The organism is Salmonella sp. 741265073_HBA, from assembly GCF_046569105.1.
In the GTDB taxonomy this organism is placed as follows: domain Bacteria; phylum Pseudomonadota; class Gammaproteobacteria; order Enterobacterales; family Enterobacteriaceae; genus Salmonella; species Salmonella enterica.
In genome coordinates this window covers 179,930-203,873 of sequence record NZ_JBKFRY010000008.1, presented here as the reverse complement: position 1 = coordinate 203,873, position 23,944 = coordinate 179,930, and the positions used below count along the sequence as shown (strand labels likewise).

Sequence of the window (23,944 nt, the reverse complement as noted above, 5' to 3'; positions counted from 1 at the left end):
GGTGATCATGTTTTTAACATAGTCGGCGTGCCCCGGGCAGTCTACGTGTGCGTAGTGGCGGGTTGGGGTATCGTATTCAACGTGAGAAGTGTTGATGGTGATACCACGCGCTTTTTCTTCCGGAGCGTTATCGATCTGGTCGAATGCACGAGCAGCACCGCCGTAGGTTTTAGCCAGTACGGTGGTGATTGCAGCGGTCAGGGTAGTTTTACCGTGGTCAACGTGGCCGATGGTGCCGACGTTAACGTGCGGTTTTGTACGTTCAAATTTTTCTTTAGACACGGCTATATTCCTTACTATAGCGCTCTCCCCTTCAGGAGAGAGCACGGGATTTTGGTTTTTAACCCTGCGGCTTATTTACCACGGGCTTCGATTACGGCCTGAGCAACGTTGTTCGGCGCATCATCATACTTCAGGAATTCCATAGTGTACGATGCGCGACCTTTGGTCAGAGAACGCAGCTGAGTTGCATATCCGAACATTTCAGACAGCGGTACTTCAGCGTGGATCTTAACGCCTGTAACTTCAGATTCCTGACCTTTGAGCATACCACGACGGCGGCTAAGGTCGCCGATAACGTCACCGGTATTCTCTTCAGGTGTTTCTACTTCAACCTTCATGATCGGCTCAAGCAGAACTGGTTTTGCTTTCTTAAAGCCTTCTTTAAAGGCGATAGACGCAGCCAGTTTAAACGCCAGCTCAGAGGAGTCAACGTCATGGTAAGAACCGAAGTGCAGACGCACGCCGAGATCAACTACCGGATAACCCGCCAGCGGGCCAGACTTCAGCTGCTCCTGGATGCCCTTATCAACGGCCGGGATGTATTCGCCAGGAATTACACCACCTTTGATATCGTTGATGAACTCGTAACCTTTCGGGTTAGAGCCCGGCTCCAGCGGGTACATGTCGATAACAACATGACCATACTGACCGCGACCACCAGACTGTTTCGCGTGTTTACCTTCGATGTCGGTAACTTTCGCGCGAATCGCTTCGCGGTAAGCAACCTGAGGTTTACCCACGTTAGCTTCAACGTTGAATTCACGCTTCATACGGTCAACGATGATATCCAGGTGAAGCTCACCCATACCAGCGATGATGGTCTGGTTAGATTCTTCATCAGTCCATACGCGGAATGACGGGTCTTCTTTCGCCAGACGGCCCAGAGCCAGACCCATTTTTTCCTGGTCAGCTTTGGTTTTCGGTTCTACCGCGATGGAGATTACCGGCTCAGGGAATTCCATACGTTCCAGAATGATCGGGTTTTCCGGATCACACAGGGTGTCACCGGTAGTCACGTCTTTCAGGCCGATAGCAGCCGCGATGTCGCCCGCGCGAACTTCTTTGATCTCTTCACGTTTGTTAGCGTGCATCTGAACGATACGACCGAAACGCTCACGTGCGGTTTTCACGGAGTTCAGTACGGTATCACCAGAGTTAACCACACCGGAGTACACACGGAAGAAGGTCAGGTTCCCCACAAACGGGTCGGTAGCGATTTTGAACGCCAGCGCAGAGAACGGCTCGTCGTCGCTTGCGTGACGCTCAGCCGGAGTATCTTTACCGTCGTCCAGAATACCGTTGATCGCAGGTACGTCTACCGGGGATGGCAGGTAATCAATTACCGCATCCAGCATCGCCTGAACACCTTTGTTCTTGAATGCAGAACCACAGGTTACCAGGATGATTTCGTTGTTCAGAACGCGCTGACGCAGAGCTTGTTTGATCTCTTCTTCAGTCAGTTCTTCACCACCCAGGTATTTTTCCATCAGCTCTTCAGAAGCTTCTGCGGCGGACTCGATCAGGTTCTGGTGCCATTCGTTAGCCAGGTCCTGCATGTCAGCCGGGATATCTTCGTATTCGAAGGTAACGCCCTGGTCGGCATCGTTCCAGTTGATGGCTTTCATTTTCACCAGGTCAACAACGCCGGTGAAACCTTCTTCAGCACCAATTGCCAGCTGCAGCGGAACCGGGTTCGCGCCCAGACGGGTTTTGATCTGACCAACAACTTTCAGGAAGTTCGCACCCATGCGGTCCATTTTGTTAACGAACGCAATGCGCGGAACTTTGTATTTGTTTGCCTGACGCCATACGGTTTCAGACTGCGGCTGAACACCACCAACTGCGCAGTAAACCATTACCGCACCATCGAGAACACGCATGGAACGTTCTACTTCGATAGTGAAGTCAACGTGCCCCGGGGTGTCGATGATGTTGATGCGATGCGGTTCATACTGCTTAGCCATACCAGACCAGAATGCAGTAGTCGCTGCGGAGGTGATAGTAATACCACGCTCCTGCTCCTGCTCCATCCAGTCCATGGTAGCTGCGCCGTCATGAACTTCACCGATTTTGTGGTTTACACCGGTGTAGAACAGAATACGTTCGGTAGTAGTGGTTTTACCGGCGTCGATGTGCGCACTGATACCGATATTACGGTAGCGTGCGATGGGTGTTGTACGAGCCATTTGATTCCTCGTTGATATCTTTAGGCGTTCAGTTAAGTTATCCAAAACGGGCGACTTACCTGAAGCGCCCGCCTGGTGACTATGACTCCGAAGGGATTACCAACGGTAGTGTGCGAACGCCTTGTTGGCTTCTGCCATACGGTGAACGTCTTCACGTTTCTTAACTGCAGTACCTTTGTTGTCTGCAGCATCAGAAAGTTCGTTCGCCAGGCGCAGAGCCATGGATTTATCACCGCGTTTACGAGCAGCTTCTACGATCCAACGCATTGCCAGAGCATTACGACGGACCGGACGGACTTCAACTGGTACCTGATAAGTAGAACCACCTACACGGCGGGATTTAACTTCTACAGTCGGGCGAACGTTTACGAGAGCGACTTCGAAAGCTTCCAGTTCAGATTTACCAGAACGCTGAGCCAGGGTCTCCAGCGCGCTGTATACGATTGATTCTGCAGTAGATTTTTTACCATCTACCATCAGGATATTGACAAATTTAGCCAGCAGTTCTGATCCGAACTTCGGATCCGGCAGAATTTTACGCTGACCAATGACGCGACGACGTGGCATGGAAATACTCCGTTGTTAATTCAGGATTGTCCAAAACTCTACGAGTTTAGTTTGACATTAATTTAAAACGTTTGGCCTTACTTAACGGAGAACCATTAAGCCTTAGGACGCTTCACGCCGTACTTAGAACGAGCTTGCTTACGGTCTTTAACGCCGGAGCAGTCAAGCGCGCCACGAACGGTGTGGTAACGAACACCCGGGAGGTCTTTAACACGACCGCCACGGATCAGGATCACGGAGTGCTCCTGCAGGTTGTGACCTTCACCACCGATGTAGGAAGTCACTTCAAAACCGTTAGTCAGACGAACACGGCAAACTTTACGCAGTGCGGAGTTCGGTTTTTTAGGAGTGGTAGTATATACACGAGTACATACGCCACGTTTTTGCGGGCATGCTTCCAGCGCAGGCACGTTGCTTTTCGCAACTTTGCGAGCACGTGGTTTGCGTACCAGCTGGTTAACTGTTGCCATTAAATAGCTCCTGGTTTTAGCTTTTGCTTCGTAAACACGTAATAAAACGCCCTCACACAATATGAGGACGCCGAATTTTAGGGCGGTGTCGAAAAGGTGTCAAGAAATATACAACGATCCCGCCATCACCAGGCCATCTGGTTGGCATACTTAACCGTGAGTCTGACAAACTCAGTATAGTCAACCCTGACGACACTGTCTGAAATTTGACCACCCAGGCCGCGGGCGTCAATGTCTTCTTTCAAGGCATAGACCGTTATGGGGGCATCGCGCAGACTTTCAAGGAAGCGGTTACCTTCAATCGCGACGGTAACGCCATCCTGGAGCAACAAAAGCGCATCACCCTCTTTTAGCAGGCGCAGCAAAGCGGGAAAATCAACGCCCGAAGCGCAATGAGGTAAGGTATGCAGCATAAACGCCTCAGAATCTCAGGATGACATCATAGTTGCCAAGCTCGCGGCGTAACGCCACGGGTTCCAGCGGCGTGGCGTCTACCACAAAATTAACGTTTTCCAGACCACGCTCGCGCAGCGATGCCGCGCAGATCCAGCATTGATCAATATCGTACAAATCAAAGAGCTTGAAAGTAGCAATATAGTCACGCGCCAGCACAGCGTCTGGTTTTTGTCCCGGTAATAACTGAAAGACGCCGTCGCTGATAAAAAAGACGCCCAGCGCTTCCGTTAGCGCTGACGTCGCCAGCAGCGCATCCAGCCCTTCACGACCTGAGGCGCTACCATGTGGCGCGGTGGAAAAGACAAATGCAATACGTTTCATTAAAACTGCACCACCCGATCGCAGGTGAGAGATGCCTCCGCCAGCGCGCCCAGTCCGCTTAGCGTAAAGCCCGGCTGAAGATTGGCGGACGGCAACGCCAGTCTGCCGGCTTCAGTTTCATCAATAATACCGCGACGAAGCGCCGCCGCGACACAGATGTTCAGCGCTACGCCATGCTGCGTATTCAATTTCTGCCAGGCGCGTACCAGATCATATTCATCGCTCGCCGGCGAGGTCAGGAGATTGGCGTTATAGACACCTTCCCGATAGAAAAAGACGCTGGCTAACTCATGCCCCTCATTGAGCAGCGCGTGGGCGAACTGCAATGCGCTACTGGCCTGCTGGGTGCCATATGCCGGCCCGGTGACCATAATGGCATAACGCATTATTTATCCTGCCCCTGAAAGTCGCCGCTTTTGAACTGGCGAATATAGAGGTAAACCGTGTGTTTTGAGATATTCAGACGATCGGCTACCTGATTAATGGCATCTTTAATATCGAAAATGCCTTTTTCGTACAGGTTAAGGACGATCTGACGATTTTTCGCATTGTTAGAGACATTACGATCGGCATTTACCTCTTCGATCGTGAACTCCAGCGTCTGGGTGACTAAATCTTCGACTGAGGAGGCAAAATTAACCGCTGAACCCACTTCCGGCGTTTCCGGCGGAATAAAGGTATTCATAATCTGTGAAAATGGCACATCAAGATTCATGTTGATGCACAGTAGACCAATGACGCGCTGCTCGCGGTTGCGAATGGCAATCGTCAACGACTTCATCAAGACACCGCTTTTCGCGCGCGTAAAATAGCATTTCGACACGCTACTGTCCGCCCCTGTCATGTCGTGCAACATGCGCAACGCCAGGTCGGTAATCGGCGAGCCAATTTTACGGCCCGTATGTTCGCCATTGGCAATACGAATGGCTGAACATTTTAGATCCTGCAAAGAGTGCAATACGATTTCACAATGGGAACCTATAAGCATCGCTAACCCGTCCACTACCGCTTCGTAGGATTTCAGAATATCGAAGTCGGTTTGCTCGAAGGGACGCTGATCCAGCAAATCAAGTTCACTGGTTTCGTTGGTTAAAAGCGACCTGGACATGAAAAAAAACACTCCTTTTCAGGAGCCTGTCGTTATGTTTTCAGGGCAGGCTCATTATTTACGCGGATGATTAAATTAATACAGTGAGGGTTCATCTTTCCAGTACTAATTTGCTCGTCTATTTCAGACTACGTGTGCGTTGGCGGTCATTCAGCCTACGGTCTCGCCCTTAACGACCAGCGCAAGCGCCGTTATCCGCAAATCAAATTATGGTGAGTAATATATCCGGCCTGAATAAAAAAAACCGCCGCTATTACAAGCGGCGGCTCTCAGTTTTTATTTTTTAGCAGCATCTGCGGCTTTAGCGTCAGCCGCATCGGCAGGTTTAGCATCCGCTTTCGGCGCTGGTTTGATATCCAGCAGCTCTACGTCGAATACCAGGGTGGAGTTCGCCGGGATACCCGGGACGCCCGTTTTACCGTAGGCCAGCGCCGGTGGGATAACCAGCTTGATCTTGCCGCCTTTCTTAATATTTTTCAGGCCTTCAGTCCAGCCAGGGATAACGCCGTCCAGACGGAAGGAGAGCGGTTCGCCGCGCGTGTAAGAGTTATCAAACTCTTTACCGTCGATCAGCGTACCTTTGTAGTTCACCACAACGGTATCGCTATCTTTCGGCGCCTCGCCTGTGCCTTCTTTCTCTACTTTGTAAAGCAGACCGGTAGAGGAGGTTTTCACGCCTTTCTCTTTAGCAAAAGCGTCGCGGAACGCTTTACCTTTTGCTTCGTTATCGGCAGCGTCTTTTTCCATCTTCGCCTGAGCAGCGCTCTTCACGCGTGCTTCAAACGTCTGCAGCGTTTGCTCAATTTCCTGATCGGACAGTTTGCTCTTATCGGCAAAGGCATCCTGAACGCCGGCAATCAACTGATCTTTATCCAGTTTGATGCCTAACTTTTCCTGCTCTTTAAGCGAATTTTCCATGTAACGACCCAGCGAGGCGCCCAGCGCATAAGCCGCTTTTTGATCGTCGTTTTTAAATGCTGCTTTGCTATCAGCGGTAGCTGCCGGTTTCGCCGCATCAGCAGCAAAAGTGATCGGTGCGTGCATAGCAACGGCCATCGTAGTTGCCAGCAGCGTGGCTTTAAACAGTGATTTCATCCATATCTCCAGGGCCGGGGCATCTCACCCCATGTTAACTTACGTAAGAAGCGTACTATAAATCGTTGCAGAACAAATCAACATACGAACACGCCCTATTATCACTTCTTTTCAGACTCTTTTTGTTTAAATTAGTTTCGTAGGGCGCGTAATGGTTGCTGTGAAAGCCGGTAAAGTTAAGTAGAATCCGCCGACGGAGACAACATAAAGAGGTACATCATGCAGGATATCACGATGGAAGCTCGTCTGGCTGAACTGGAAAGCCGTCTGGCGTTCCAGGAGATTACCATAGAAGAACTAAACCTGACGGTAACCGCACATGAAATGGAGATGGCGAAGCTGCGCGATCATCTGCGTTTGCTCACGGAAAAGTTAAAAGCCAGTCAGCCGTCAAATATCGCCTCTCAGGCAGAAGAAACGCCGCCGCCGCATTATTGAGACGGAAAAAAAGCGGGGATAACCCGCTTTTTTGTGCCCGATGATTTATCGAACCAATGATAATACCCTAAGGATTTCGAGTCACAGCAAGGCGGCAAGCTTGAAAATTCCCCGGGAGCATAGATAACTATGTGACCGGGGTTTGAAAGCGTAGCCAACACCGCGGTGGCTTGAAAGACGACGGGGATTAATGGCAACCGCAACCGCCTTTACCACCACCGCCGCAGCAGCCTTCGCCGCCGTGCTCGTGACCATGGTCATGACCATGACCGCCACAGCAGCCGTCTTCACCGTGATCGTGGTGGTGATCGTGCGCGCCGTGAACATGACCGTGAGCCAGTTCTTCTTCAGTCGCTTCACGAATCGCAACAACTTCTACGTTAAATTTCAGATTCTGGCCCGCCAGCATGTGGTTACCATCAACCACAACGTGATCGTCTTCCACTTCGGTAATCTCTACCGGTACCGGGCCCTGGTCGGTTTCCGCCAGGAAACGCATCCCTACCTGCAGTTCATCAACGCCCATAAAGACGTCTTTAGGCACACGCTGCACCAGATTTTCGTCATACTGGCCGTAAGCGTCGTTCGCGCCAACAGCGACATCAAATTTGTCGCCAACTTCATGGCCTTCCAGCGCGGTTTCCAGACCAGAGATCAGGGAGCCGTGACCGTGCAGGTAATCCAGCGGCGCACTCACCGGAGACTCATCAACCAACACACCGTCTTCTGTACGTACCTGATAGGCCAGGCTGACCACCAGGTCTTTTGCTACTTTCATGATATCTCCTGAGCATGGGAAGAATAGTGGCGCAGATTGTAGCGGAATTCTGCAGCCGTGTACCCCTTAGCTTAAAAAAACCTGCGGCATATCGCTAGTCCGGATGAAAAATCCCGATCACTTGCTCTTCTTTGCGAACATGCTCGCGAACGTCTTTATCCGCTTCCCGCATTTGATGCCCGCACTTAACGCATTCAACAATATCGACATTATTTTCACGCCACATCGCCATTGTGTCCTGCGCCTGACAGGCCGGACATTTCGCGCCTGCAATAAAACGTTTACGGATTGCCATTGTTTTACCCCTACTCAAATTCATCCCAGCCATCCAACTGGCGCCGTTCCTGTTGCATTTCGCGCTGAAAAATCTCCTCCAGTTCGCGTCGGGCCTCTCTGGCGCGCGAAATCTGTACCATGTCGCTATGCTCCGGGATCAGCTCCCGCAACATTCGCATATCCAGCCGACGAAAATGCAACTGCGCGCGTTGCGCCTGATGCGGATGCATACCTAACGACACCAGAGTTTTACGTCCCAATTCCAGCGCGCTGGAAAACGTTTCACGGGAAAACTGCGTGACGCCAGCCTGTAATAACTCATGGGCCTCCACACGTCCACGCGCTCGCGCAAGAATATGCAGATGAGGAAAATGCTGCTGACACAGCGCCACCAGCTTCATCGTGTCTTCCGGTTCATTACACGTGATGACTATCGACTCCGCCGCCTCCGCGCCCGCAGAACGCAGCAGCTCGACTTGTGTAGCGTCGCCGTAATACACTTTATAACCATATTTGCGCATCAGATTAACGGCGCCGATATCGCGTTCCAGCACGGTGATACGCATCTTATTCGCCATCAATAAGCGAGCGATCACCTGACCAAAACGGCCAAAGCCGACGACAATCACCTGGGGCTTATCATCCTCAACCCACGGCTTTTCATCATTCTCTTCCGGGCCATTAAGGCGGCGCGATAACCACTTATCAATCCCTTTCATCAGTAGCGGCGTGGTCATCATTGATAACGTGACAGTCACCAATAATAACGCCATCTGATCGCCCTGAAACAGGCGCTGAGAAGAGGCGGTAGAAAAGAGCACAAAAGCGAACTCGCCCCCCTGACTCAGCACGCTGGCAAACTGCATCCGTTCAGAACTTCTTATTCCATATAGCCGCGCCAGCAGATACAGCGTCAGCATTTTTATGACGACCAGAATAACAACGCTCGCCGCCACCCACAGTAAATGGGTATAAAGTACGCCGAGATTTAGCGACATACCGACGGAGATAAAGAACAGCCCAAGCAGTAAACCTTTAAAGGGATCGATAGCGTTTTCCAGCTCATGCCGGTATTCGCTCTCTGCCAGTAAAACGCCGGCAATGAAGGTTCCCAGGGCCATCGACAGTCCCAGCGCGTCCATAAATAAGGCGGCGCTCAACACCAGCAACAACGTCGCGGCAGTGAAGACCTCCCGCACGCCGGACGCAGCAATAAAACGAAATACCGGGCGCAACAGGTAACGACCGCCAATCAGCATTACCGCGAAGGCCAATACCTTCATTGCCACTTTAAACCAGTCGAAATGCTCGTCGACCGATCCCGCCAGTAAAGGCACCAACGCCAGCGCGGGGATCACCGCTAAATCCTGAAACAGTAAGACGGAAAACCCTAACTGCCCGGACTCGCTACGGTTCATGCCTTTCTCGCGCATCAGTTGTAGCGCCATCGCCGTCGAAGACATCGCCAGGCCAATCCCGCCGACGACCGCCGCCTGCCATAAGAAATCAGCAAGCATCAATAACCCCGCCAGCACCGCCGCGCTTAACAGCACCTGAGCAGCGCCGACGCCGAAGATAGAGCGCCGTAGTTGCCAAAGCCGGGACGGATTGAGTTCGAGACCAATGATAAACATCAGAAACACGACGCCCAGTTCGGAAAAGTGCAGGATCTCGTCAACGTCGCTGATAAATCCCAGCCCCCACGGACCGATGGCGATTCCCGCCAGCAAATACCCTAGCACCGCGCCGATGCCCAGCCTCGCGGCTAACGGCACCGCCGCCACCGCCGCGAAGAGGAACAACACTCCCGCTGTCAATAAATCAGCACCTTCCATCAATAGCCTCCCGCGCTCACAGGATTCGCCAGCCACTCGCCATAGGCTTTCGCATGACTGGCCAGCGTCTGCGGCGACTGGCGGCGCGCCCAGTACACAATAATGGGCGGCATCCAGTGCATCCGGCACATGGCCGCGGTCAGTTCAAAAGGGCGGAGTACATCGCTCATTGGATAGCGGTTTAGCGCGTCATACCGGTAAGCGCTCTCCGGCTCGCCGGTCGTAATCACGCTACGCCAGTACTTTCCCACCAGTTGGTTTCCCCCTGGTCCGCTGGCGAACCCCCGACTCAAAACGCGATCAAGCCATTCTTTCAGTAAAGCCGGACAGCTATAGGTGTAAAGGGGATGCTGAAAAACAATGACGTCGTGCTCACGTAACAGGGCTTGTTCATAGGGCGTGTCGATAAAAAAATCAGGATAGCGCGCATAAAGATCGTGCACGGTTACGTTATTGTGCTGTATGGCCGGTTTAAGCAGTACCCGGTTAGCAACCGAGTCCTGAGATTCCGGATGGGCATACAACAGCAAGACTTTCGCTGGCTGAGACATCAATCCCCCTCCCGGTTGTTTTGGGTCGATACATGCCATTCTTCAGGCCGCTTCTACGTTGACAGCGTTTGTTCAACTCAGGAACGTACTCTATGTCCGCCGCTTGGGATTAATGAGAGATATTCTTGTCCCTCACCAAAGGCGGCCTGAATGATTTTGTGTATCGTTGTTGTTTTGAGCTACCATTGCGCTCCAGCGCGGCGGTACGCCCGAATATTACATTATCATAATGATAAATTAACATAGTCTGAACATACGGCGCCTTATGATTGTTTTCTCCTCGTTACAAATTCGTCGCGGCGTGCGCGTCCTACTGGACAATGCCTCGGCTACCATTAATCCAGGCCAGAAAGTCGGCCTGGTGGGTAAAAACGGCTGCGGTAAATCTACCCTGCTGGCATTGCTAAAAAATGAAATCAGCGCCGATGCCGGGAGTTTTACCCTGCCCGGAACCTGGCAATTAGCGTGGGTGAATCAGGAAACACCTGCGTTGCCTCAGCCAGCGATTGAGTATGTCATTGACGGCGACCGTGAATACCGGCAGCTGGAGGCGCAGCTTAACGACGCCAACGAACGTAACGACGGACATGCTATCGCCTCCATACACGGCAAGCTGGACGCCATCGATGCATGGACCGTTCGCTCGCGCGCCGCCAGCCTGCTACACGGCCTCGGCTTCTCTAACGATCAGCTGGAACGTCCGGTCAGCGACTTTTCCGGCGGCTGGCGGATGCGCCTTAACCTGGCTCAGGCGCTGATTTGCCGCTCCGATTTACTGCTGCTCGACGAACCGACCAACCACCTCGATCTGGATGCCGTTATCTGGCTGGAAAAATGGCTGAAGAGCTATCCGGGCACCCTGATTCTGATCTCCCACGATCGCGATTTTCTTGACCCGATAGTGGATAAAATTATCCATATCGAACAGCAGACTCTGTTCGAGTACACCGGCAACTACAGCGCGTTTGAAGTTCAGCGCGCCACGCGCCTGGCGCAGCAGCAGGCGATGTATGAGAGCCAGCAGGAGCGTGTGGCGCATCTGCAAAGCTACATCGACCGTTTCCGCGCCAAAGCGACCAAGGCCAAGCAGGCGCAAAGCCGTATCAAGATGCTGGAGCGTATGGAGCTGATTGCGCCGGCTCATGTCGACAACCCGTTCCATTTCAGCTTCCGCGCGCCGGAAAGCCTGCCGAACCCGCTGCTGAAGATGGAAAAAGTCAGCGCAGGTTATGGCGATCGCATCATTCTGGAATCCATCAAGCTGAACCTGGTGCCCGGCTCGCGTATCGGCCTGCTGGGCCGCAACGGCGCGGGGAAATCGACGCTGATCAAGCTGCTGGCGGGCGAACTGGAGCCGCTACATGGTGAAATTGGCCTCGCCAAAGGCATTAAGCTCGGCTACTTCGCCCAGCACCAACTGGAGTTCCTGCGCGCCGATGAATCCCCGTTGCAACATATGGCGCGTCTGGCGCCGCAGGAACTGGAGCAGAAGCTGCGCGACTATCTCGGCGGCTTCGGTTTCCAGGGCGACAAAGTAACGGAAGAGACGCAACGCTTCTCTGGCGGCGAGAAAGCGCGTCTGGTGCTGGCGCTGATCGTCTGGCAGCGTCCAAATCTGCTGCTGCTCGATGAACCGACCAACCACCTGGATCTCGACATGCGTCAGGCGCTCACCGAAGCGCTGATTGATTTTGAAGGCGCATTGGTCGTCGTGTCGCACGACCGCCACCTGATTCGCTCCACCACTGACGACCTCTATCTGGTGCACGACAAAAAGGTCGAGCCGTTCGACGGCGACCTGGAAGATTATCAGCAGTGGCTGAGTGACGTGCAGAAGCAGGAAAACCAGGCCGACGACGCACCGAAGGAAAACAACGCCAACAGCGCCCAGTCACGCAAAGATCAGAAGCGTCGCGAAGCCGAGCTACGCACTCTGACGCAGCCGCTGCGTAAAGAGATTACCCGTCTGGAAAAAGAGATGGAAAAGCTCAACGTCCAGTTAGCGCAGGCAGAAGAGAAGCTTGGCGACAGCAGCCTGTATGACCCCAGCCGTAAAGCGGAGATGACCGAGTGCCTGCAACTGCAGGCCAGCGCCAAATCCGGGCTGGAAGCGTGTGAAATGGCATGGCTTGAGGCGCAGGAGCAGCTTGAGCAAATGATGCAGAATGACTAACGCGCGGGGCGGACGATGAACCTGTCAATCACCGATGACATTATTTTCCGCAAGCTCACCATCTTCATGATGTTTGTGGAGAAGGGTAACATCGCCCGCACCGCCGAGGCGCTGCACACGCTGGAAGAGAACGTTCGGTGTCCGCTGTTCGTCCATAAAGGCCTCTTCGGTACTCGTCCCGGTATAAAGATTACCGTTGCGGTCGGCAGCACCGGAACAGAAGCCTGCGTTATGTGATTTAGCGGCAAAGGTTGCCGTGATTTATTTTCGTCAGCGCGTCGTTCACGCCAAATAATTTAAACGTCACCTCATCAACGCCAAGATTTTTCAGACGCGCAGTGTGTTTTTTAATATAAGCCTGCGCCGTTTCTTCGGATTCAAACAAGTAAATGCCGCCAGCTTGCTGGTTTTTCTCGCTTTCTGTCCAGATTTTCCAGATGAAGCCCGGCTCCTCATTGATAGACTCCGCCAGCCCGACCAGTTGCTGGGTCATCTCCTCGCCAAAAGGGCCGCTAAAGTTAAAATGGATCTGTAAAAGTGTCTTCGACATGCCTTCTCCTTGAGTCACATAACTATCGTGTTGCCACACTACCACGATTAATTCGGCTGATGCAGGGGTTCACGCGATTTCTGTGGGGTATTGCGCGCGCCTTGCATACCGCCCCCTCTGGTGAAATGAGGCGCAATTTTATTTCGCCAGACGACCAATTGAACGTAAAATCACATATTGACTAATCTGTGAACCTTATGCGCGGTATAGTATTGTTTCCAATTATCAATTGTTCTGGTGCTATGGTTGAGATCACGTCCACAGAAATGACCCCGCCTGTCAATGACTCGCATGAATTTATTCCCATGCGTGGCATTCGTAATCGCCATTTACAAACTATGCTGCCGCGCTTAATCCGCCGCAAAGTGAAGTTCAACGCCCACTGGCAGCGGCTGGAGCTACCGGACGGCGATTTTGTCGATCTGGCATGGAGCGAAGAACCGCAACAGGCAAAGCATAAACCGCGGCTGGTGGTCTTTCACGGTCTGGAAGGCAGCCTGAACAGCCCCTATGCCCACGGGCTGATTGAGGCGGCGCAAAAGCGCGGCTGGCTGGGCGTGGTGATGCACTTTCGCGGCTGTAGCGGCGAACCCAACCGTCTGAATCGTATTTACCACTCCGGTGAAACGGAGGACGGAGCCTGGTTTTTACGCTGGCTACAGCGGGAGCTCGGCGCCGTTCCGACAGCCGCCGTGGGCTATTCGCTCGGCGGTAATATGTTGGCGTGCCTGCTGGCGAAAGAAGGCCGCGATATTCCCATCGAGGCGGCGGTGATTGTTTCTGCGCCCTTTGTTCTCGAAGCCTGTAGCTACCACATGGACAAAGGGTTTTCCCGCGTCTATCAGCGTTATTTGCTTAATCTGTTAAAAGCGAATGCGTCACGCAAGCTGGCGGCGTATCCCGGTTCGCTGCCGGTGAATCTGGCGCAACTGAAATCAATGCGCCGCATTCGCGAGTTTGACGACCTGATCACCGCGAAAATTCACGGCTTTGCCGACGCCATCGACTACTATCGTCAGTGTAGCGCCATGCCGTTGCTTAACCAGATTGCTAAACCGACGCTGATTATTCACGCTAAAGACGATCCGTTTATGGATCATCATGTGATCCCTAAAGCGGAAGATCTGCCCCCGCAGGTGGAGTATCAGCTGACTGAGCATGGCGGACACGTAGGATTTATCGGCGGTACGCCGCTGCGCCCTGAAATGTGGCTGGAACGCCGAATTCCTGACTGGCTAACAACATACCTGGAGGCGTCATCATGATCATTCCCTGGCAGGGGCTCGCCCCCGACACGCTGGACAACCTGATCGAAAGCTTTGTGTTGCGCGAAGGCACCGATTATGGTGAACATGAACGTTCGCTTGAACAAAAAGTCGCTGACGTAAAACGCCAACTGCAATCCGGCGAGGCCGTGCTGGTATGGTCTGAATTACATGAAACGGTCAATATTATGCCGAAAAAGCAGTTTCGCGAATAAAACGCCTTTGCCGACAATACATTATTATTAAAGCTCAATCATGGAGTTGCCATGTCAGCCAAACATCCGGTGATAGCAGTAACAGGGTCAAGCGGCGCGGGGACCACCACCACCAGCCTCGCGTTTCGTAAAATTTTCGCGCAGTTAAATCTGCACGCCGCCGAGGTGGAAGGCGACAGTTTTCATCGTTACACCCGCCCGGAAATGGACATGGCGATCCGCAAAGCGCGTGACGCCGGGCGGCATATCAGCTATTTCGGGCCTGAAGCCAATGACTTCAGCCTACTGGAACATACTTTTATTGAGTACGGGCAGACGGGTAAAGGCCAGTCGCGTAAATATCTGCATACCTATGATGAAGCCGTACCGTGGAATCAGGTTCCCGGCACGTTTACCCCCTGGCAGCCGCTTCCCGAACCGACCGATGTGCTGTTTTATGAAGGACTGCACGGCGGCGTCGTCACCCCGCAACATGATGTCGCGCGTCATGTTGATCTGTTGGTTGGCGTGGTGCCTATCGTCAACCTCGAGTGGATTCAGAAACTAATCCGCGACACCAGCGAGCGCGGACACTCCCGTGAAGCGGTGATGGATTCCGTGGTGCGTTCCATGGACGACTACATCAATTACATTACGCCGCAGTTCTCGCGTACCCATATTAACTTCCAGCGCGTGCCGACCGTCGACACGTCCAATCCGTTCGCCGCAAAGGGTATTCCCTCGCTGGATGAGAGTTTTGTGGTGATCCATTTCCGCAATCTGGAAGGGATCGATTTTCCCTGGCTCCTGGCGATGCTCCAAGGCTCGTTTATTTCTCACATTAATACATTAGTGGTGCCGGGCGGCAAAATGGGGCTGGCGATGGAGCTGATTATGTTGCCGCTGGTGCAGCGACTAATGGAAGGCAAAAAAATCGAATAACCGCGGTGAAATGCCCGATGGCGCTACGCTTATCGGGCCTACGAGATAAAAACGGGTAGGCCGGATAAGGCCACGCCGCCATCCGGCATCACGTGTTACGCCGCAATCACTTCATACGAATGGGTAATATTGACCGCTTTTTCCAGCATTAGCGCCACCGAGCAATATTTTTCCGCGGAGAGATCGACAGCGCGTGCGACGGCAGCCTCTTTCAGATCGCTGCCGGTAACGATAAAATGCAGATTAATGTGCGTAAACAGGCGCGGCGCGTCTTCCCGGCGCTCGGATGTCAGCTTCACTTCGCAGTTGGTGACATTCTGACGGCCCTTTTGCAGGATTGATACCACATCAATAGCGCTACATCCACCAGCCGCCATTAATACCATCTCCATCGGACTCGGCGCTTTGTCACCGGAGTTGCCATCCATTAAAATCTGGTGGCCGGAGGAGGACTCTCCGAGGAACGTGAGCCCTTCAACCCACTTTACACGCGCTTGCATATTTCGTAACTCCAATGTTTCAATTTTCCTGAAAGATTACGCGCATACAACAAAAGTCGCAATGGAAGGCGACCTGGGTCATGCTGAAGCGAGACACCAGGAGACACACGGCGAAAGCTATGCTAAAACAGACAAGATGCTACAGTAATACATTGACGTACTGCATGTATGCAGAGGACATCACATTACAGGCTACAATCTATTTTCGTAGCCCCCTTCCCAGGTAGCGGGAAGTATATTTTTGCAACCCCAGAGACAGTGCCGTTTTCTGGCTCTGGAGACAGCTTATAACAGAGGATAACCGCGCATGGTGCTTGGCAAACCGCAAACAGACCCGACTCTTGAATGGTTCTTGTCTCATTGCCACATTCATAAGTACCCGTCAAAGAGCACGCTGATTCACCAGGGTGAAAAAGCAGAAACGCTGTACTACATCGTTAAAGGCTCCGTGGCAGTGCTGATCAAAGATGAAGAAGGGAAAGAAATGATCCTTTCTTATCTGAATCAGGGTGATTTTATTGGTGAACTGGGCCTGTTTGAAGAAGGCCAGGAACGCAGCGCTTGGGTACGTGCGAAAACCGCATGTGAGGTCGCTGAAATTTCCTACAAAAAATTTCGCCAATTAATCCAGGTCAACCCGGATATTCTGATGCGCCTCTCTTCCCAGATGGCTCGTCGCTTACAAGTCACCTCTGAAAAAGTAGGTAACCTCGCCTTCCTTGACGTCACCGGGCGTATCGCTCAGACGCTGCTGAATCTGGCGAAACAGCCCGATGCCATGACGCACCCGGATGGGATGCAGATCAAAATCACCCGTCAGGAAATCGGCCAGATCGTCGGCTGCTCCCGCGAAACCGTTGGTCGTATTTTGAAAATGCTGGAAGATCAAAACCTGATCTCCGCGCATGGCAAGACCATCGTCGTCTACGGCACCCGTTAATTCCGTCAGAATGGCGCGTTTTATCATGCGCCATTTTTGTTTGCATCGATGTGGCGAAGACTGATTTATCACCCAGAGATTAATTACGCACTACGGCAAACGCTGGTGCTGTGCCTGCCTGTGGCTGTTGGTTTATTGATAGGCCAGCTACACCTGGGCTTGCTTTTCTCTCTCGTTCCCGCCTGCTGCAACATTGCAGGTCTGGATACCCCGCACAAACGCTTTTTTAAACGCCTGATCATCGGCGCGTCGCTGTTCGCCGGATGCAGTCTGGTAACGCAACTTCTGCTGGCGGAATCCATCCCCCTGCCGTTGATCCTGACCGGGCTCACGCTGGTGCTTGGCGTGACGGCGGAAATTAGCCCGCTTCACGCGCGGTTACTGCCAGCGTCGCTGATTGCCGCCATCTTTACCCTGAGCCTTGCGGGGTACATGCCCGTCTGGGAGCCGCTGCTCATTTATGCGCTGGGCACGCTATGGTACGGCGTGTTTAACTGGTTTTGGTTCTGGCTATGGCGCGAACAGCCGCTGCGCGAGTCATTGAGTTTGTTATACCGTGAACTGGCCGATTATTGCGAAGCGAAATACAGCCTGCTCACCCAACATATCGATCCGGAAAAAGCGCTGCCTCCCCTGCTGATACGCCAGCAAAAAGCGGTCGATCTCATTACCCAGTGTTACCAACAGATGCATATGCTTTCGGCGCACAACAATAATGATTACAAGCGTCTACTACGGGCTTTTCAGGAAGCGATGGATTTGCAGGAGCACATCTCCGTCAGCTTGCATCAGCCGGAAGAGGTACAGAAACTGGTAGAACGCAGCCATGCGGAAGAGGTGATTCGCTGGAATGCGCAAACGGTCGCCGCCCGTCTGCGCGTGCTGGCGGATGACATTCTTTATCATCGTCTGCCGACGCGCTTCTCCATGGAAAAACAGATTGGCGCTCTGGAGAAAATCGCCAATCAGCATCCTGAAAATCCGGTAGGCCAGTTCTGCTATTGGCACTTCAGTCGAATCGCCCGTGTGCTGCGTACTCAGCGGCCGCTGTACGCCCGCGACCTGATGGCCGATAAACAGCGTCGTCTGCCGCTACTTCCGGCGCTGAAAAATTATATGTCTCTTAAATCACCGGCGCTACGCAACGCCGGACGCATCAGCGTGATGATGAGCATCGCCAGTCTGATGGGCAGCGCGTTGCACCTGCCTAAACCGTACTGGATACTCATGACAGTGCTGTTTGTCACCCAAAACGGCTATGGCGCGACGCGCGTACGTATTCTGCACCGTTCGGTCGGAACGCTGGTCGGCCTGGTGATTGCCGGCGTCACGCTGCACTTACATATTCCCGAAAGCATTACGCTGGCGGTCATGCTGGTACTAACGCTGGCAAGTTATCTGATTATTCGTAAAAACTACGGCTGGGCGACGGTCGGCTTTACGGTGACGGCGGTATACACCATCCAGTTACTGACGTTAAACGGAGAGCAGTTTATTGTGCCGAGGCTGATCGATACGCTGATTGGCTGTTTAATTGCCTTTGGCGGCATGGTCTGGCTGTGGCCGCAATGGCAAAGCGGGCTATTACGTAAAAACGCCCATGATGCGCTGGAAGCCGATCAAGAAGCTATCCGACTGATCCTCAGTAACGATCCGCAGGCCACCCCGCTCGCTTATCAAAGAATGCGGGTCAACCAGGCGCATAACACGTTATTCAACTCTTTAAATCAGGCAATGCAGGAACCCGGATTCAATACCCACTATCTGTCGGATATGAAACTGTGGGTCACGCACAGCCAGTTTATTGTCGAGCATATCAACGCTATGACGACGCTGGCGCGGGAACACACCATGCTGACGCCGGATCTGGCGCAGCGCTATCTGGAATCTTGCGAGATTGCGATTCAGCGCTGCCAGCAGCGCCTGGAGTACGACAGGCCAGGCGGCTCCGGCGATGTCAATATTCTGGAGTCGCCGGACATGCCGTCACATGGCTTATTGAGCACTCTGGAACAACATTTACAGCGCATCATTGGCCATCTGAACACCATGCACACCATTTCGTCGATGGCCTGGCGTCAGCGTCCGCATCACGGTATCTGGCTGAGTAAGCGGCTACGGGATACAAAAGGTTAAGTCCGACTGCCGGATGCGCTACGCTTATCCGGCAATCCGCCATCAGGCCACCACCTTCCCTACCGCCTGCGCAAAGCGCTGCATTCCTTCATTGATATCCGCCTCTTCCACCACCAGCGACGGGGCAAAACGCATCACGTCGGCTCCGGCATTGAGCACCATCACGCCGGCCTCCGCTCCTGCGTACAGAAAATCGCGCGCCCGGCCTTTGTACTTCGGCTTCAGTTCCGCGCCAATCAGCAGCCCCATGCCGCGAATATCGCTGAAAATGTCAAATTGCTCGTCAATCGCCTGCAAATGTTGCACAAACTGTTGCCGCTTAGTGTGAATGCCTTGTAGTACCTCTGGCGTATTAATAATATCGAATGCCGCGCCAGCCACCGCACAGGCTAGCGGATTGCCGCCATAGGTTGAACCATGCGAACCGACATGGAAGGCCGAGGCGATCTCCTGCGTGGTCAGCATGGCGCTCACCGGAAAACCGCCGCCTAACGCTTTGGCGCTGGTGAGGATATCCGGCATGACGCCGTAGTGCATATAGGCAAACAGGTCTCCGGTGCGCCCCATCCCGCACTGCACTTCATCAAACACCAGCAACGCCTGATGCTGGTCGCAGAGTTCACGTAAACCTTGCAGGAATTCTGGGGTTGCCGCAGTAACGCCGCCTTCCCCCTGAATTGGCTCAACCACCACCGCACAGGTGTGATCGTCCATCACCGCTTTTACCGCATGCAGATCGTTAAACGGCACATGGATGATATCCGCCGGTTTTGGTCCAAAGCCGTCGGAATATTTCGGTTGCCCACCAACAGATACGGTAAACAGCGAACGACCGTGAAACGCATTATGAAAGGCAATGATTTTGGTTTTGAACGGGCTGTGGCGTACACAGGCATAATGACGCGCCAGCTTAAAGGCGGTTTCGTTGGCTTCGGTACCGGAGTTCATGAACAGCACGCGCTCGGCAAACGTGGCGTCGATCAGTTTACGTCCCAGACGCAACGCCGGTTCATTGGTAAAAACGTTACTGGTATGCCACAAGGTTTCCCCCTGGGATTTCAGCGCCTCGACCAGCGCCGGATGGCAATGGCCCAGCGCAGTCACTGCAATCCCGCCGGCGAAATCGATATACTCTTTGCCCTGCTGATCCCATACGCGGCTGCCTTTACCTTTGACCGGAATAAAGTCCGCCGGTGCATAAACAGGCAGAATCACCTCATCGAAAGTTGCGCGCGTAATAGCCGTTTGTTCAGTTGCCATATCATTACCACCCGGTTAAGTAGAAACGCCAGTGAAATTATAATCACAAAATATGAATAAAAAATCACTCAATAGCAACCACAAATCAACGCCGGAGGAAATTTTCCAGCAGAGCGTGTCCTTGTTCGCTGAGAATACTTTCCGGGTGGAACTGCACGCCTTCCAGATCCCACTCGCGGTGGCGAATGCCCATAATCTCCTGCGTTTCGCTCCAGGCGGTGATCTCAAAACACTCAGGCAACGTGGCAGGGTCGACAATCAGCGAGTGGTAACGTGTCACGGTTAACGGGCTGGGCAATCCCCGAAACACGCCCTGTCCATTATGCGTAACAGGTGACGTTTTACCGTGCATCACTTTCGCTGCCCGCACCACCGTCGCGCCAAAGGCCTGCGCCATCGCCTGATGACCCAGGCAAACGCCCAGCATCGGAATACGTCCGGCATAATGGCGGATGACCGCCAGTGAAATGCCAGCGTCATTCGGCGTACAGGGGCCAGGAGAGATAACGATTTTTTGCGGGTTCAAAGCGTCAATGTGCGCCAGCGTCAGCGCATCATTGCGCCGGACCTGCACTTCCGCGCCCAGTTCACAAAAATACTGGTAGAGGTTCCAGGTAAAGGAATCATAGTTATCGATAAGCAGGATCATGGCGGCTCCGGGTCAGTAGAACCGCACTATTTTACTCAGTTTCGCGAGCTTCGCTTATCGCTTTCTGAAAAATCGCCTGCAAAGCGGAGAGATCGCCCATCGCGCCGCTCTGGTTCGCCTGCTTCCATGTTTCAACCGCAATACCTTGCCAACTCAGCGCGTAGCCTGCATGTAGCGCCAACTGTTCAAAGAAGATGCGCTGCGCCAGCCCGCTCCCCAAACGAAACGGATGAAGCACGTTAATTTCACAGTAGTAATGCGCCAGCCGCTCGACAAACTTCTCGTGCGCCAGACCGACCAGATAGCCCTCTTCTTCCAGATCCTGCATCAGAGCGTTGCCCTCTTTTTCGATATAGGCAAAGTGGCAGAAACGGGTATCGCCCTGGTAAATATCGACCTCCCGCAGTTGCCCTGCCCAGTCGAAAATATCCTGATAGAGCTGGCGATGAATCGCGCACAGATGAGGCAAGCCGCGTACCAGCGGCCCCAGTTCAATCGTGGCGGCGCGGAGCGCGGTCATTTCATATGCCGCTTGCGCCAGTCGCTGGGCCTGATGAATCCCCAGCCGATTACGCATCACATTCAGCCCCGGATAGAGGTACGGATCGCGCCCTTCGCCAAATTTATCGCTCATAGTGCCTCCGAAGCTCGTCAAGACGTGCCAGCGCTTCATCGGCGGTCAGGGTTACTAAGGGGATCTCAATACCTTCGAGACGGCGGCTTTGCTGGAAATTAACGTTGCGCCGCTGTTCCCAAAAGCGTGACTTTTGTTTATCGGTAAGTTTCTTCACCGGGCCTCCCTGAATATGTCTGTGCTTGACCACAAGTATAAGCAGCAATTTCAGGTTACGCTGAGACAGGGAGAAAACGCGGGCGGCTCGCGCCCGCGCTGGCATGTTTTATGGCAGGACTTTCGCGGAAAGGATAACGACTGGTTTTGTCGGCACATTCTGATAAGGCCCGACATCGTGCGTCGGTACCTGTGAGATTTTATCGGCGACATCCATACCTTTTACCACTTTACCAAATACCGCATAGCCAAAGTCGCGCTGGCCGTGGTCGAGAAAAGCGTTATCCGCGACGTTAATAAAGAACTGGCTGGTGGCGCTGTCTTTATCTGCGGTGCGCGCCATCGCGATCGTGCCGCGAGTATTACGCAGACCGTTGTCGGCTTCATTCTTAATCGGCGGATTCGGTTTCTTCTGCTGCATCTGCTCGTTAAAACCACCGCCCTGAATCATGAAGCCAGGAATAACGCGGTGAAACGTAGTGTTGTTATAGAAACCACTGTTGACGTAATCGACAAAGTTTTTCACAGAAACCGGCGCTTTCTGGCTGTTCAGCTCCAGCTCAATATTCCCGGCGGAGGTGGTTAACAGCACATGAGGATCGCCTTTTGCTGCCAACGCTGCGGGAGAAAGAGCAGAAAGAGCGAAAACAGCTGCGACAGCCGCCAGAGTCGATTTGAGCATGAGATTTCCTTAAAGAGAGCAGAAATAAAGCAAGTGGAATGATTTTAAAGAGCCTTCCTGGGCCAGGCCAGCCCTTTACCTAATTTTACGTATATGAAACAAATGTAACGTTACGACGCAACGCCGTATTCTTGCAATATGATGTGACAAACATCACATTAAAAAATGCAATGAACATTACTATCACTAATAATTATTTAAATGCATCACAAAAGCGCCTAAAATCTGCCCGCTTAACGCGCCCTCCACGCGCTTCACTTCTCTTCAAGGCCAGACATGACTAACAGCAACCGCATCAAGCTCACATGGATCAGCTTTCTTTCCTACGCCCTGACCGGGGCGCTGGTGATTGTCACCGGGATGGTGATGGGAAATATCGCAGACTATTTTCAGCTGCCCGTTTCCAGCATGAGTAACACCTTTACTTTCCTGAACGCCGGGATTTTGATCTCGATCTTCCTCAACGCGTGGCTGATGGAAATCATCCCGCTGAAAACACAGCTACGCTTTGGTTTTATCCTGATGGTGCTGGCGGTGGCCGGGCTGATGTTCAGCCACAGCCTGGCGTTGTTCTCAGCGGCGATGTTTGTGCTGGGGCTGGTCAGCGGGATCACCATGTCGATTGGCACCTTCCTGATTACGCAACTGTATGAAGGGCGTCAGCGCGGTTCCCGACTGCTGTTTACCGACTCCTTCTTCAGCATGGCGGGGATGATTTTTCCTATGGTCGCCGCCTTCCTGCTGGCGCGTAGTATTGAGTGGTACTGGGTCTACGCCTGCATCGGCCTGGTCTACCTGGCGATTTTCATCCTGACCTTCGGCTGTGAATTTCCGGCGCTGGGTAAACATGCGCAGCACTCTCAGGCGCCTGTCGTCAAAGAAAAATGGGGCATTGGCGTACTGTTTCTCGCCGTCGCCGCGCTGTGCTATATCCTCGGTCAATTGGGCTTTATCTCCTGGGTGCCGGAATACGCCAAAGGCCTCGGCATGAGCCTGAATGACGCCGGGGCGCTGGTGAGTGATTTCTGGATGTCCTATATGTTCGGCATGTGGGCGTTCAGCTTTATCCTGCGCTTTTTCGATCTGCAACGCATTCTGACCGTACTGGCGGGTATGGCAGCGGTACTGATGTATTTGTTTATTACCGGCACGCAGGCGCATATGCCGTGGTTTATTCTGACGCTGGGCTTCTTCTCCAGCGCCATTTATACCTCCATCATTACGCTGGGATCGCAGCAAACGAAAGTGGCCTCGCCTAAGCTGGTTAACTTTATTCTGACCTGCGGCACTATCGGAACGATGCTGACCTTCGTCGTCACCGGCCCGATTGTGGCGCACAGCGGTCCCCAGGCGGCGCTACTCACCGCGAATGGTCTGTATGCGGTGGTCTTTGTGATGTGCTTTGCGCTCGGCTTTGTGTCCCGTCATCGCCAACATAGTTCGCCAGCGGCGCATTGATAATGATTGCCGGATGGCGACGCGATGCGTCTTATCCGGCCT

Annotated in this window: 29 protein-coding genes; 9 read left to right on the top strand and 20 right to left on the bottom strand. The window is 53.1% G+C overall.

The genetic code is table 11. The features are described from left to right. The 9 genes from ACLD3P_RS13335 to fkpA all read right to left on the bottom strand — a co-directional run. Positions 1 to 282: GTP-binding protein (locus tag ACLD3P_RS13335; RefSeq protein WP_001707331.1), on the bottom strand; the 282-nt coding region annotated here is incomplete at its 3' end. Positions 283 to 353: 71 nt separating this feature from the next. After that, positions 354 to 2,468: an elongation factor G gene (gene fusA, locus ACLD3P_RS13330; protein WP_000124693.1), complete on the bottom strand. Its 2,115-nt coding sequence runs from the start codon at positions 2,466 to 2,468 to the stop codon at positions 354 to 356. A 96-nt stretch (positions 2,469 to 2,564) separates the two neighbouring features. Continuing rightward, complete coding sequence (gene rpsG / locus ACLD3P_RS13325; RefSeq protein ID WP_411006708.1) at positions 2,565 to 3,035, bottom strand: 30S ribosomal protein S7; 471 nt, start codon at positions 3,033 to 3,035, stop codon at positions 2,565 to 2,567. A 95-nt stretch (positions 3,036 to 3,130) separates the two neighbouring features. Next, on the bottom strand, positions 3,131 to 3,505 hold the full coding sequence (gene rpsL / locus ACLD3P_RS13320) for a 30S ribosomal protein S12 (protein WP_000246815.1): 375 nt from the start codon (positions 3,503 to 3,505) through the stop codon (positions 3,131 to 3,133). A 125-nt stretch (positions 3,506 to 3,630) separates the two neighbouring features. Next, positions 3,631 to 3,918, bottom strand: coding sequence for a sulfurtransferase complex subunit TusB (tusB, locus tag ACLD3P_RS13315; protein ID WP_000903398.1), 288 nt, complete (start codon positions 3,916 to 3,918; stop codon positions 3,631 to 3,633). 7 nt (positions 3,919 to 3,925) lie between these two features. After that, positions 3,926 to 4,282: a sulfurtransferase complex subunit TusC gene (tusC, locus tag ACLD3P_RS13310; RefSeq protein WP_000820705.1), complete on the bottom strand. Its 357-nt coding sequence runs from the start codon at positions 4,280 to 4,282 to the stop codon at positions 3,926 to 3,928. Further along, positions 4,282 to 4,668 (bottom strand): sulfurtransferase complex subunit TusD, encoded by a 387-nt coding sequence (gene tusD, locus ACLD3P_RS13305; RefSeq protein ID WP_001268010.1) that lies wholly within the window; start codon positions 4,666 to 4,668, stop codon positions 4,282 to 4,284. The genes tusC and tusD overlap by 1 nt, the downstream gene beginning before the upstream one ends. Next, positions 4,668 to 5,390 (bottom strand): transcriptional regulator, encoded by a 723-nt coding sequence (locus ACLD3P_RS13300; protein WP_000091471.1) that lies wholly within the window; start codon positions 5,388 to 5,390, stop codon positions 4,668 to 4,670. Before ACLD3P_RS13300 ends, tusD begins: the two co-directional genes overlap by 1 nt. Positions 5,391 to 5,666: 276 nt before the next feature. Continuing rightward, the gene (fkpA, locus tag ACLD3P_RS13295) at positions 5,667 to 6,485 is read right to left on the bottom strand and encodes an FKBP-type peptidyl-prolyl cis-trans isomerase (protein ID WP_000838222.1); all 819 of its coding nucleotides are present in this window, start codon (positions 6,483 to 6,485) and stop codon (positions 5,667 to 5,669) included. Positions 6,486 to 6,704: 219 nt separating this feature from the next. Between fkpA and ACLD3P_RS13290 the strand changes: the two genes are divergently transcribed. Further along, positions 6,705 to 6,923 carry a protein SlyX gene (locus ACLD3P_RS13290; RefSeq protein WP_001152701.1) on the top strand — a complete coding sequence of 73 codons (219 nt, stop codon included), beginning with the start codon at positions 6,705 to 6,707 and terminating at the stop codon, positions 6,921 to 6,923. A 187-nt stretch (positions 6,924 to 7,110) separates the two neighbouring features. Here ACLD3P_RS13290 and slyD read toward each other — a convergent pair whose 3' ends face one another. From slyD to kefG, 4 genes are all read right to left on the bottom strand, one after another. Beyond that, positions 7,111 to 7,701: a peptidylprolyl isomerase gene (slyD, locus tag ACLD3P_RS13285; protein WP_000861341.1), complete on the bottom strand. Its 591-nt coding sequence runs from the start codon at positions 7,699 to 7,701 to the stop codon at positions 7,111 to 7,113. 94 nt (positions 7,702 to 7,795) lie between these two features. Further along, positions 7,796 to 7,996, bottom strand: coding sequence for a YheV family putative zinc ribbon protein (locus ACLD3P_RS13280; protein ID WP_001007735.1), 201 nt, complete (start codon positions 7,994 to 7,996; stop codon positions 7,796 to 7,798). A gap of 10 nt (positions 7,997 to 8,006) precedes the next feature. Continuing rightward, on the bottom strand, positions 8,007 to 9,812 hold the full coding sequence (gene kefB / locus ACLD3P_RS13275) for a glutathione-regulated potassium-efflux system protein KefB (protein ID WP_000398141.1): 1,806 nt from the start codon (positions 9,810 to 9,812) through the stop codon (positions 8,007 to 8,009). Continuing rightward, on the bottom strand, positions 9,812 to 10,363 hold the full coding sequence (kefG, locus tag ACLD3P_RS13270) for a glutathione-regulated potassium-efflux system ancillary protein KefG (RefSeq protein WP_000081820.1): 552 nt from the start codon (positions 10,361 to 10,363) through the stop codon (positions 9,812 to 9,814). The genes kefB and kefG overlap by 1 nt, the downstream gene beginning before the upstream one ends. 265 nt (positions 10,364 to 10,628) lie before the next feature. On the opposite strand from kefG, the gene ACLD3P_RS13265 reads away from it, so the two are divergent. Beyond that, the gene (locus ACLD3P_RS13265) at positions 10,629 to 12,536 is read left to right on the top strand and encodes an ABC transporter ATP-binding protein (RefSeq protein ID WP_023197510.1); all 1,908 of its coding nucleotides are present in this window, start codon (positions 10,629 to 10,631) and stop codon (positions 12,534 to 12,536) included. 15 nt (positions 12,537 to 12,551) lie between these two features. After that, entirely contained in the window at positions 12,552 to 12,773 is a 222-nt protein-coding gene (locus ACLD3P_RS13260) for a LysR family transcriptional regulator (RefSeq protein WP_001054021.1), read from the top strand. 1 nt (position 12,774) lies between these two features. Here the strand turns inward: ACLD3P_RS13260 and ACLD3P_RS13255 are convergent, their stop codons facing one another. After that, entirely contained in the window at positions 12,775 to 13,086 is a 312-nt protein-coding gene (locus ACLD3P_RS13255) for a monooxygenase (RefSeq protein WP_000047689.1), read from the bottom strand. A gap of 197 nt (positions 13,087 to 13,283) precedes the next feature. Here ACLD3P_RS13255 and ACLD3P_RS13250 point away from each other — a divergent pair, with 197 nt between their 5' ends. Genes ACLD3P_RS13250 through ACLD3P_RS13240 form a run of 3 tightly spaced genes read left to right on the top strand, consistent with a single transcriptional unit; the run spans position 13,284 to position 15,487 of the window. Then, positions 13,284 to 14,351 (top strand): hydrolase, encoded by a 1,068-nt coding sequence (locus tag ACLD3P_RS13250; RefSeq protein ID WP_001214117.1) that lies wholly within the window; start codon positions 13,284 to 13,286, stop codon positions 14,349 to 14,351. Next, complete coding sequence (locus ACLD3P_RS13245; protein WP_000586568.1) at positions 14,348 to 14,566, top strand: YheU family protein; 219 nt, start codon at positions 14,348 to 14,350, stop codon at positions 14,564 to 14,566. Before ACLD3P_RS13250 ends, ACLD3P_RS13245 begins: the two co-directional genes overlap by 4 nt. Positions 14,567 to 14,617: 51 nt before the next feature. Continuing rightward, positions 14,618 to 15,487, top strand: coding sequence for a phosphoribulokinase (locus tag ACLD3P_RS13240; RefSeq protein WP_001274690.1), 870 nt, complete (start codon positions 14,618 to 14,620; stop codon positions 15,485 to 15,487). Between the two features lie 95 nt (positions 15,488 to 15,582). Here the strand turns inward: ACLD3P_RS13240 and ACLD3P_RS13235 are convergent, their stop codons facing one another. Further along, a complete protein-coding gene (locus ACLD3P_RS13235; RefSeq protein ID WP_001148919.1) occupies positions 15,583 to 15,987 on the bottom strand; it encodes an OsmC family protein in 405 nt (134 codons plus the stop codon). A 307-nt stretch (positions 15,988 to 16,294) separates the two neighbouring features. On the opposite strand from ACLD3P_RS13235, the gene crp reads away from it, so the two are divergent. Next, positions 16,295 to 16,927 (top strand): cAMP-activated global transcriptional regulator CRP, encoded by a 633-nt coding sequence (crp, locus tag ACLD3P_RS13230; protein ID WP_000242758.1) that lies wholly within the window; start codon positions 16,295 to 16,297, stop codon positions 16,925 to 16,927. A 48-nt stretch (positions 16,928 to 16,975) separates the two neighbouring features. Then, entirely contained in the window at positions 16,976 to 19,063 is a 2,088-nt protein-coding gene (locus tag ACLD3P_RS13225) for a YccS/YhfK family putative transporter (protein WP_000269311.1), read from the top strand. A gap of 42 nt (positions 19,064 to 19,105) precedes the next feature. Here ACLD3P_RS13225 and ACLD3P_RS13220 read toward each other — a convergent pair whose 3' ends face one another. The 5 genes from ACLD3P_RS13220 to ppiA form a co-directional block, all read right to left on the bottom strand. Next, positions 19,106 to 20,323 carry an aspartate aminotransferase family protein gene (locus tag ACLD3P_RS13220; RefSeq protein WP_411006647.1) on the bottom strand — a complete coding sequence of 406 codons (1,218 nt, stop codon included), beginning with the start codon at positions 20,321 to 20,323 and terminating at the stop codon, positions 19,106 to 19,108. A gap of 85 nt (positions 20,324 to 20,408) precedes the next feature. Further along, the gene (gene pabA, locus ACLD3P_RS13215; RefSeq protein ID WP_023203590.1) at positions 20,409 to 20,972 is read right to left on the bottom strand and encodes an aminodeoxychorismate synthase component 2; all 564 of its coding nucleotides are present in this window, start codon (positions 20,970 to 20,972) and stop codon (positions 20,409 to 20,411) included. A 31-nt stretch (positions 20,973 to 21,003) separates the two neighbouring features. Continuing rightward, positions 21,004 to 21,606: a putative adenosine monophosphate-protein transferase Fic gene (locus tag ACLD3P_RS13210; RefSeq protein ID WP_001280675.1), complete on the bottom strand. Its 603-nt coding sequence runs from the start codon at positions 21,604 to 21,606 to the stop codon at positions 21,004 to 21,006. Next, complete coding sequence (locus ACLD3P_RS13205; protein ID WP_001519136.1) at positions 21,596 to 21,763, bottom strand: YhfG family protein; 168 nt, start codon at positions 21,761 to 21,763, stop codon at positions 21,596 to 21,598. The genes ACLD3P_RS13210 and ACLD3P_RS13205 overlap by 11 nt, the downstream gene beginning before the upstream one ends. 108 nt (positions 21,764 to 21,871) lie before the next feature. Next, complete coding sequence (gene ppiA, locus ACLD3P_RS13200) at positions 21,872 to 22,444, bottom strand: peptidylprolyl isomerase A (RefSeq protein WP_000920478.1); 573 nt, start codon at positions 22,442 to 22,444, stop codon at positions 21,872 to 21,874. Positions 22,445 to 22,720: 276 nt separating this feature from the next. On the opposite strand from ppiA, the gene tsgA reads away from it, so the two are divergent. Next, positions 22,721 to 23,902 carry an MFS transporter TsgA gene (gene tsgA / locus ACLD3P_RS13195; RefSeq protein WP_000185268.1) on the top strand — a complete coding sequence of 394 codons (1,182 nt, stop codon included), beginning with the start codon at positions 22,721 to 22,723 and terminating at the stop codon, positions 23,900 to 23,902. The last annotated feature ends 42 nt before the right edge of the window (positions 23,903 to 23,944 follow it).

Bases quoted from the DNA above. Each gene is read 5' to 3' on its own strand.
- fusA (WP_000124693.1), bottom strand. From the start codon at position 2,468: ATGGCTCGTACAACACCCATCGCACGCTACCGTAATATCGGTATCAGT.
- rpsG (WP_411006708.1), bottom strand. From the start codon at position 3,035: ATGCCACGTCGTCGCGTCATTGGTCAGCGTAAAATTCTGCCGGATCCG.
- ACLD3P_RS13255 (WP_000047689.1), bottom strand. From the start codon at position 13,086: ATGTCGAAGACACTTTTACAGATCCATTTTAACTTTAGCGGCCCTTTT.
- ACLD3P_RS13225 (WP_000269311.1), top strand. From the start codon at position 16,976: ATGTGGCGAAGACTGATTTATCACCCAGAGATTAATTACGCACTACGG.
- ACLD3P_RS13280 (WP_001007735.1), bottom strand. From the start codon at position 7,996: ATGGCAATCCGTAAACGTTTTATTGCAGGCGCGAAATGTCCGGCCTGT.
- ppiA (WP_000920478.1), bottom strand. From the start codon at position 22,444: ATGCTCAAATCGACTCTGGCGGCTGTCGCAGCTGTTTTCGCTCTTTCT.
- ACLD3P_RS13220 (WP_411006647.1), bottom strand. From the start codon at position 20,323: ATGGCAACTGAACAAACGGCTATTACGCGCGCAACTTTCGATGAGGTG.
- tusD (WP_001268010.1), bottom strand. From the start codon at position 4,668: ATGCGTTATGCCATTATGGTCACCGGGCCGGCATATGGCACCCAGCAG.
- kefB (WP_000398141.1), bottom strand. From the start codon at position 9,812: ATGGAAGGTGCTGATTTATTGACAGCGGGAGTGTTGTTCCTCTTCGCG.
- crp (WP_000242758.1), top strand. From the start codon at position 16,295: ATGGTGCTTGGCAAACCGCAAACAGACCCGACTCTTGAATGGTTCTTG.
- ACLD3P_RS13260 (WP_001054021.1), top strand. From the start codon at position 12,552: ATGAACCTGTCAATCACCGATGACATTATTTTCCGCAAGCTCACCATC.
- kefG (WP_000081820.1), bottom strand. From the start codon at position 10,363: ATGTCTCAGCCAGCGAAAGTCTTGCTGTTGTATGCCCATCCGGAATCT.
- rpsL (WP_000246815.1), bottom strand. From the start codon at position 3,505: ATGGCAACAGTTAACCAGCTGGTACGCAAACCACGTGCTCGCAAAGTT.
- fkpA (WP_000838222.1), bottom strand. From the start codon at position 6,485: ATGAAATCACTGTTTAAAGCCACGCTGCTGGCAACTACGATGGCCGTT.
- ACLD3P_RS13245 (WP_000586568.1), top strand. From the start codon at position 14,348: ATGATCATTCCCTGGCAGGGGCTCGCCCCCGACACGCTGGACAACCTG.
- ACLD3P_RS13290 (WP_001152701.1), top strand. From the start codon at position 6,705: ATGCAGGATATCACGATGGAAGCTCGTCTGGCTGAACTGGAAAGCCGT.
- tusC (WP_000820705.1), bottom strand. From the start codon at position 4,282: ATGAAACGTATTGCATTTGTCTTTTCCACCGCGCCACATGGTAGCGCC.
- pabA (WP_023203590.1), bottom strand. From the start codon at position 20,972: ATGATCCTGCTTATCGATAACTATGATTCCTTTACCTGGAACCTCTAC.
- ACLD3P_RS13265 (WP_023197510.1), top strand. From the start codon at position 10,629: ATGATTGTTTTCTCCTCGTTACAAATTCGTCGCGGCGTGCGCGTCCTA.
- ACLD3P_RS13240 (WP_001274690.1), top strand. From the start codon at position 14,618: ATGTCAGCCAAACATCCGGTGATAGCAGTAACAGGGTCAAGCGGCGCG.
- tsgA (WP_000185268.1), top strand. From the start codon at position 22,721: ATGACTAACAGCAACCGCATCAAGCTCACATGGATCAGCTTTCTTTCC.
- tusB (WP_000903398.1), bottom strand. From the start codon at position 3,918: ATGCTGCATACCTTACCTCATTGCGCTTCGGGCGTTGATTTTCCCGCT.
- ACLD3P_RS13250 (WP_001214117.1), top strand. From the start codon at position 13,284: ATGCGCGGTATAGTATTGTTTCCAATTATCAATTGTTCTGGTGCTATG.
- ACLD3P_RS13300 (WP_000091471.1), bottom strand. From the start codon at position 5,390: ATGTCCAGGTCGCTTTTAACCAACGAAACCAGTGAACTTGATTTGCTG.
- slyD (WP_000861341.1), bottom strand. From the start codon at position 7,701: ATGAAAGTAGCAAAAGACCTGGTGGTCAGCCTGGCCTATCAGGTACGT.
- ACLD3P_RS13235 (WP_001148919.1), bottom strand. From the start codon at position 15,987: ATGCAAGCGCGTGTAAAGTGGGTTGAAGGGCTCACGTTCCTCGGAGAG.
- ACLD3P_RS13210 (WP_001280675.1), bottom strand. From the start codon at position 21,606: ATGAGCGATAAATTTGGCGAAGGGCGCGATCCGTACCTCTATCCGGGG.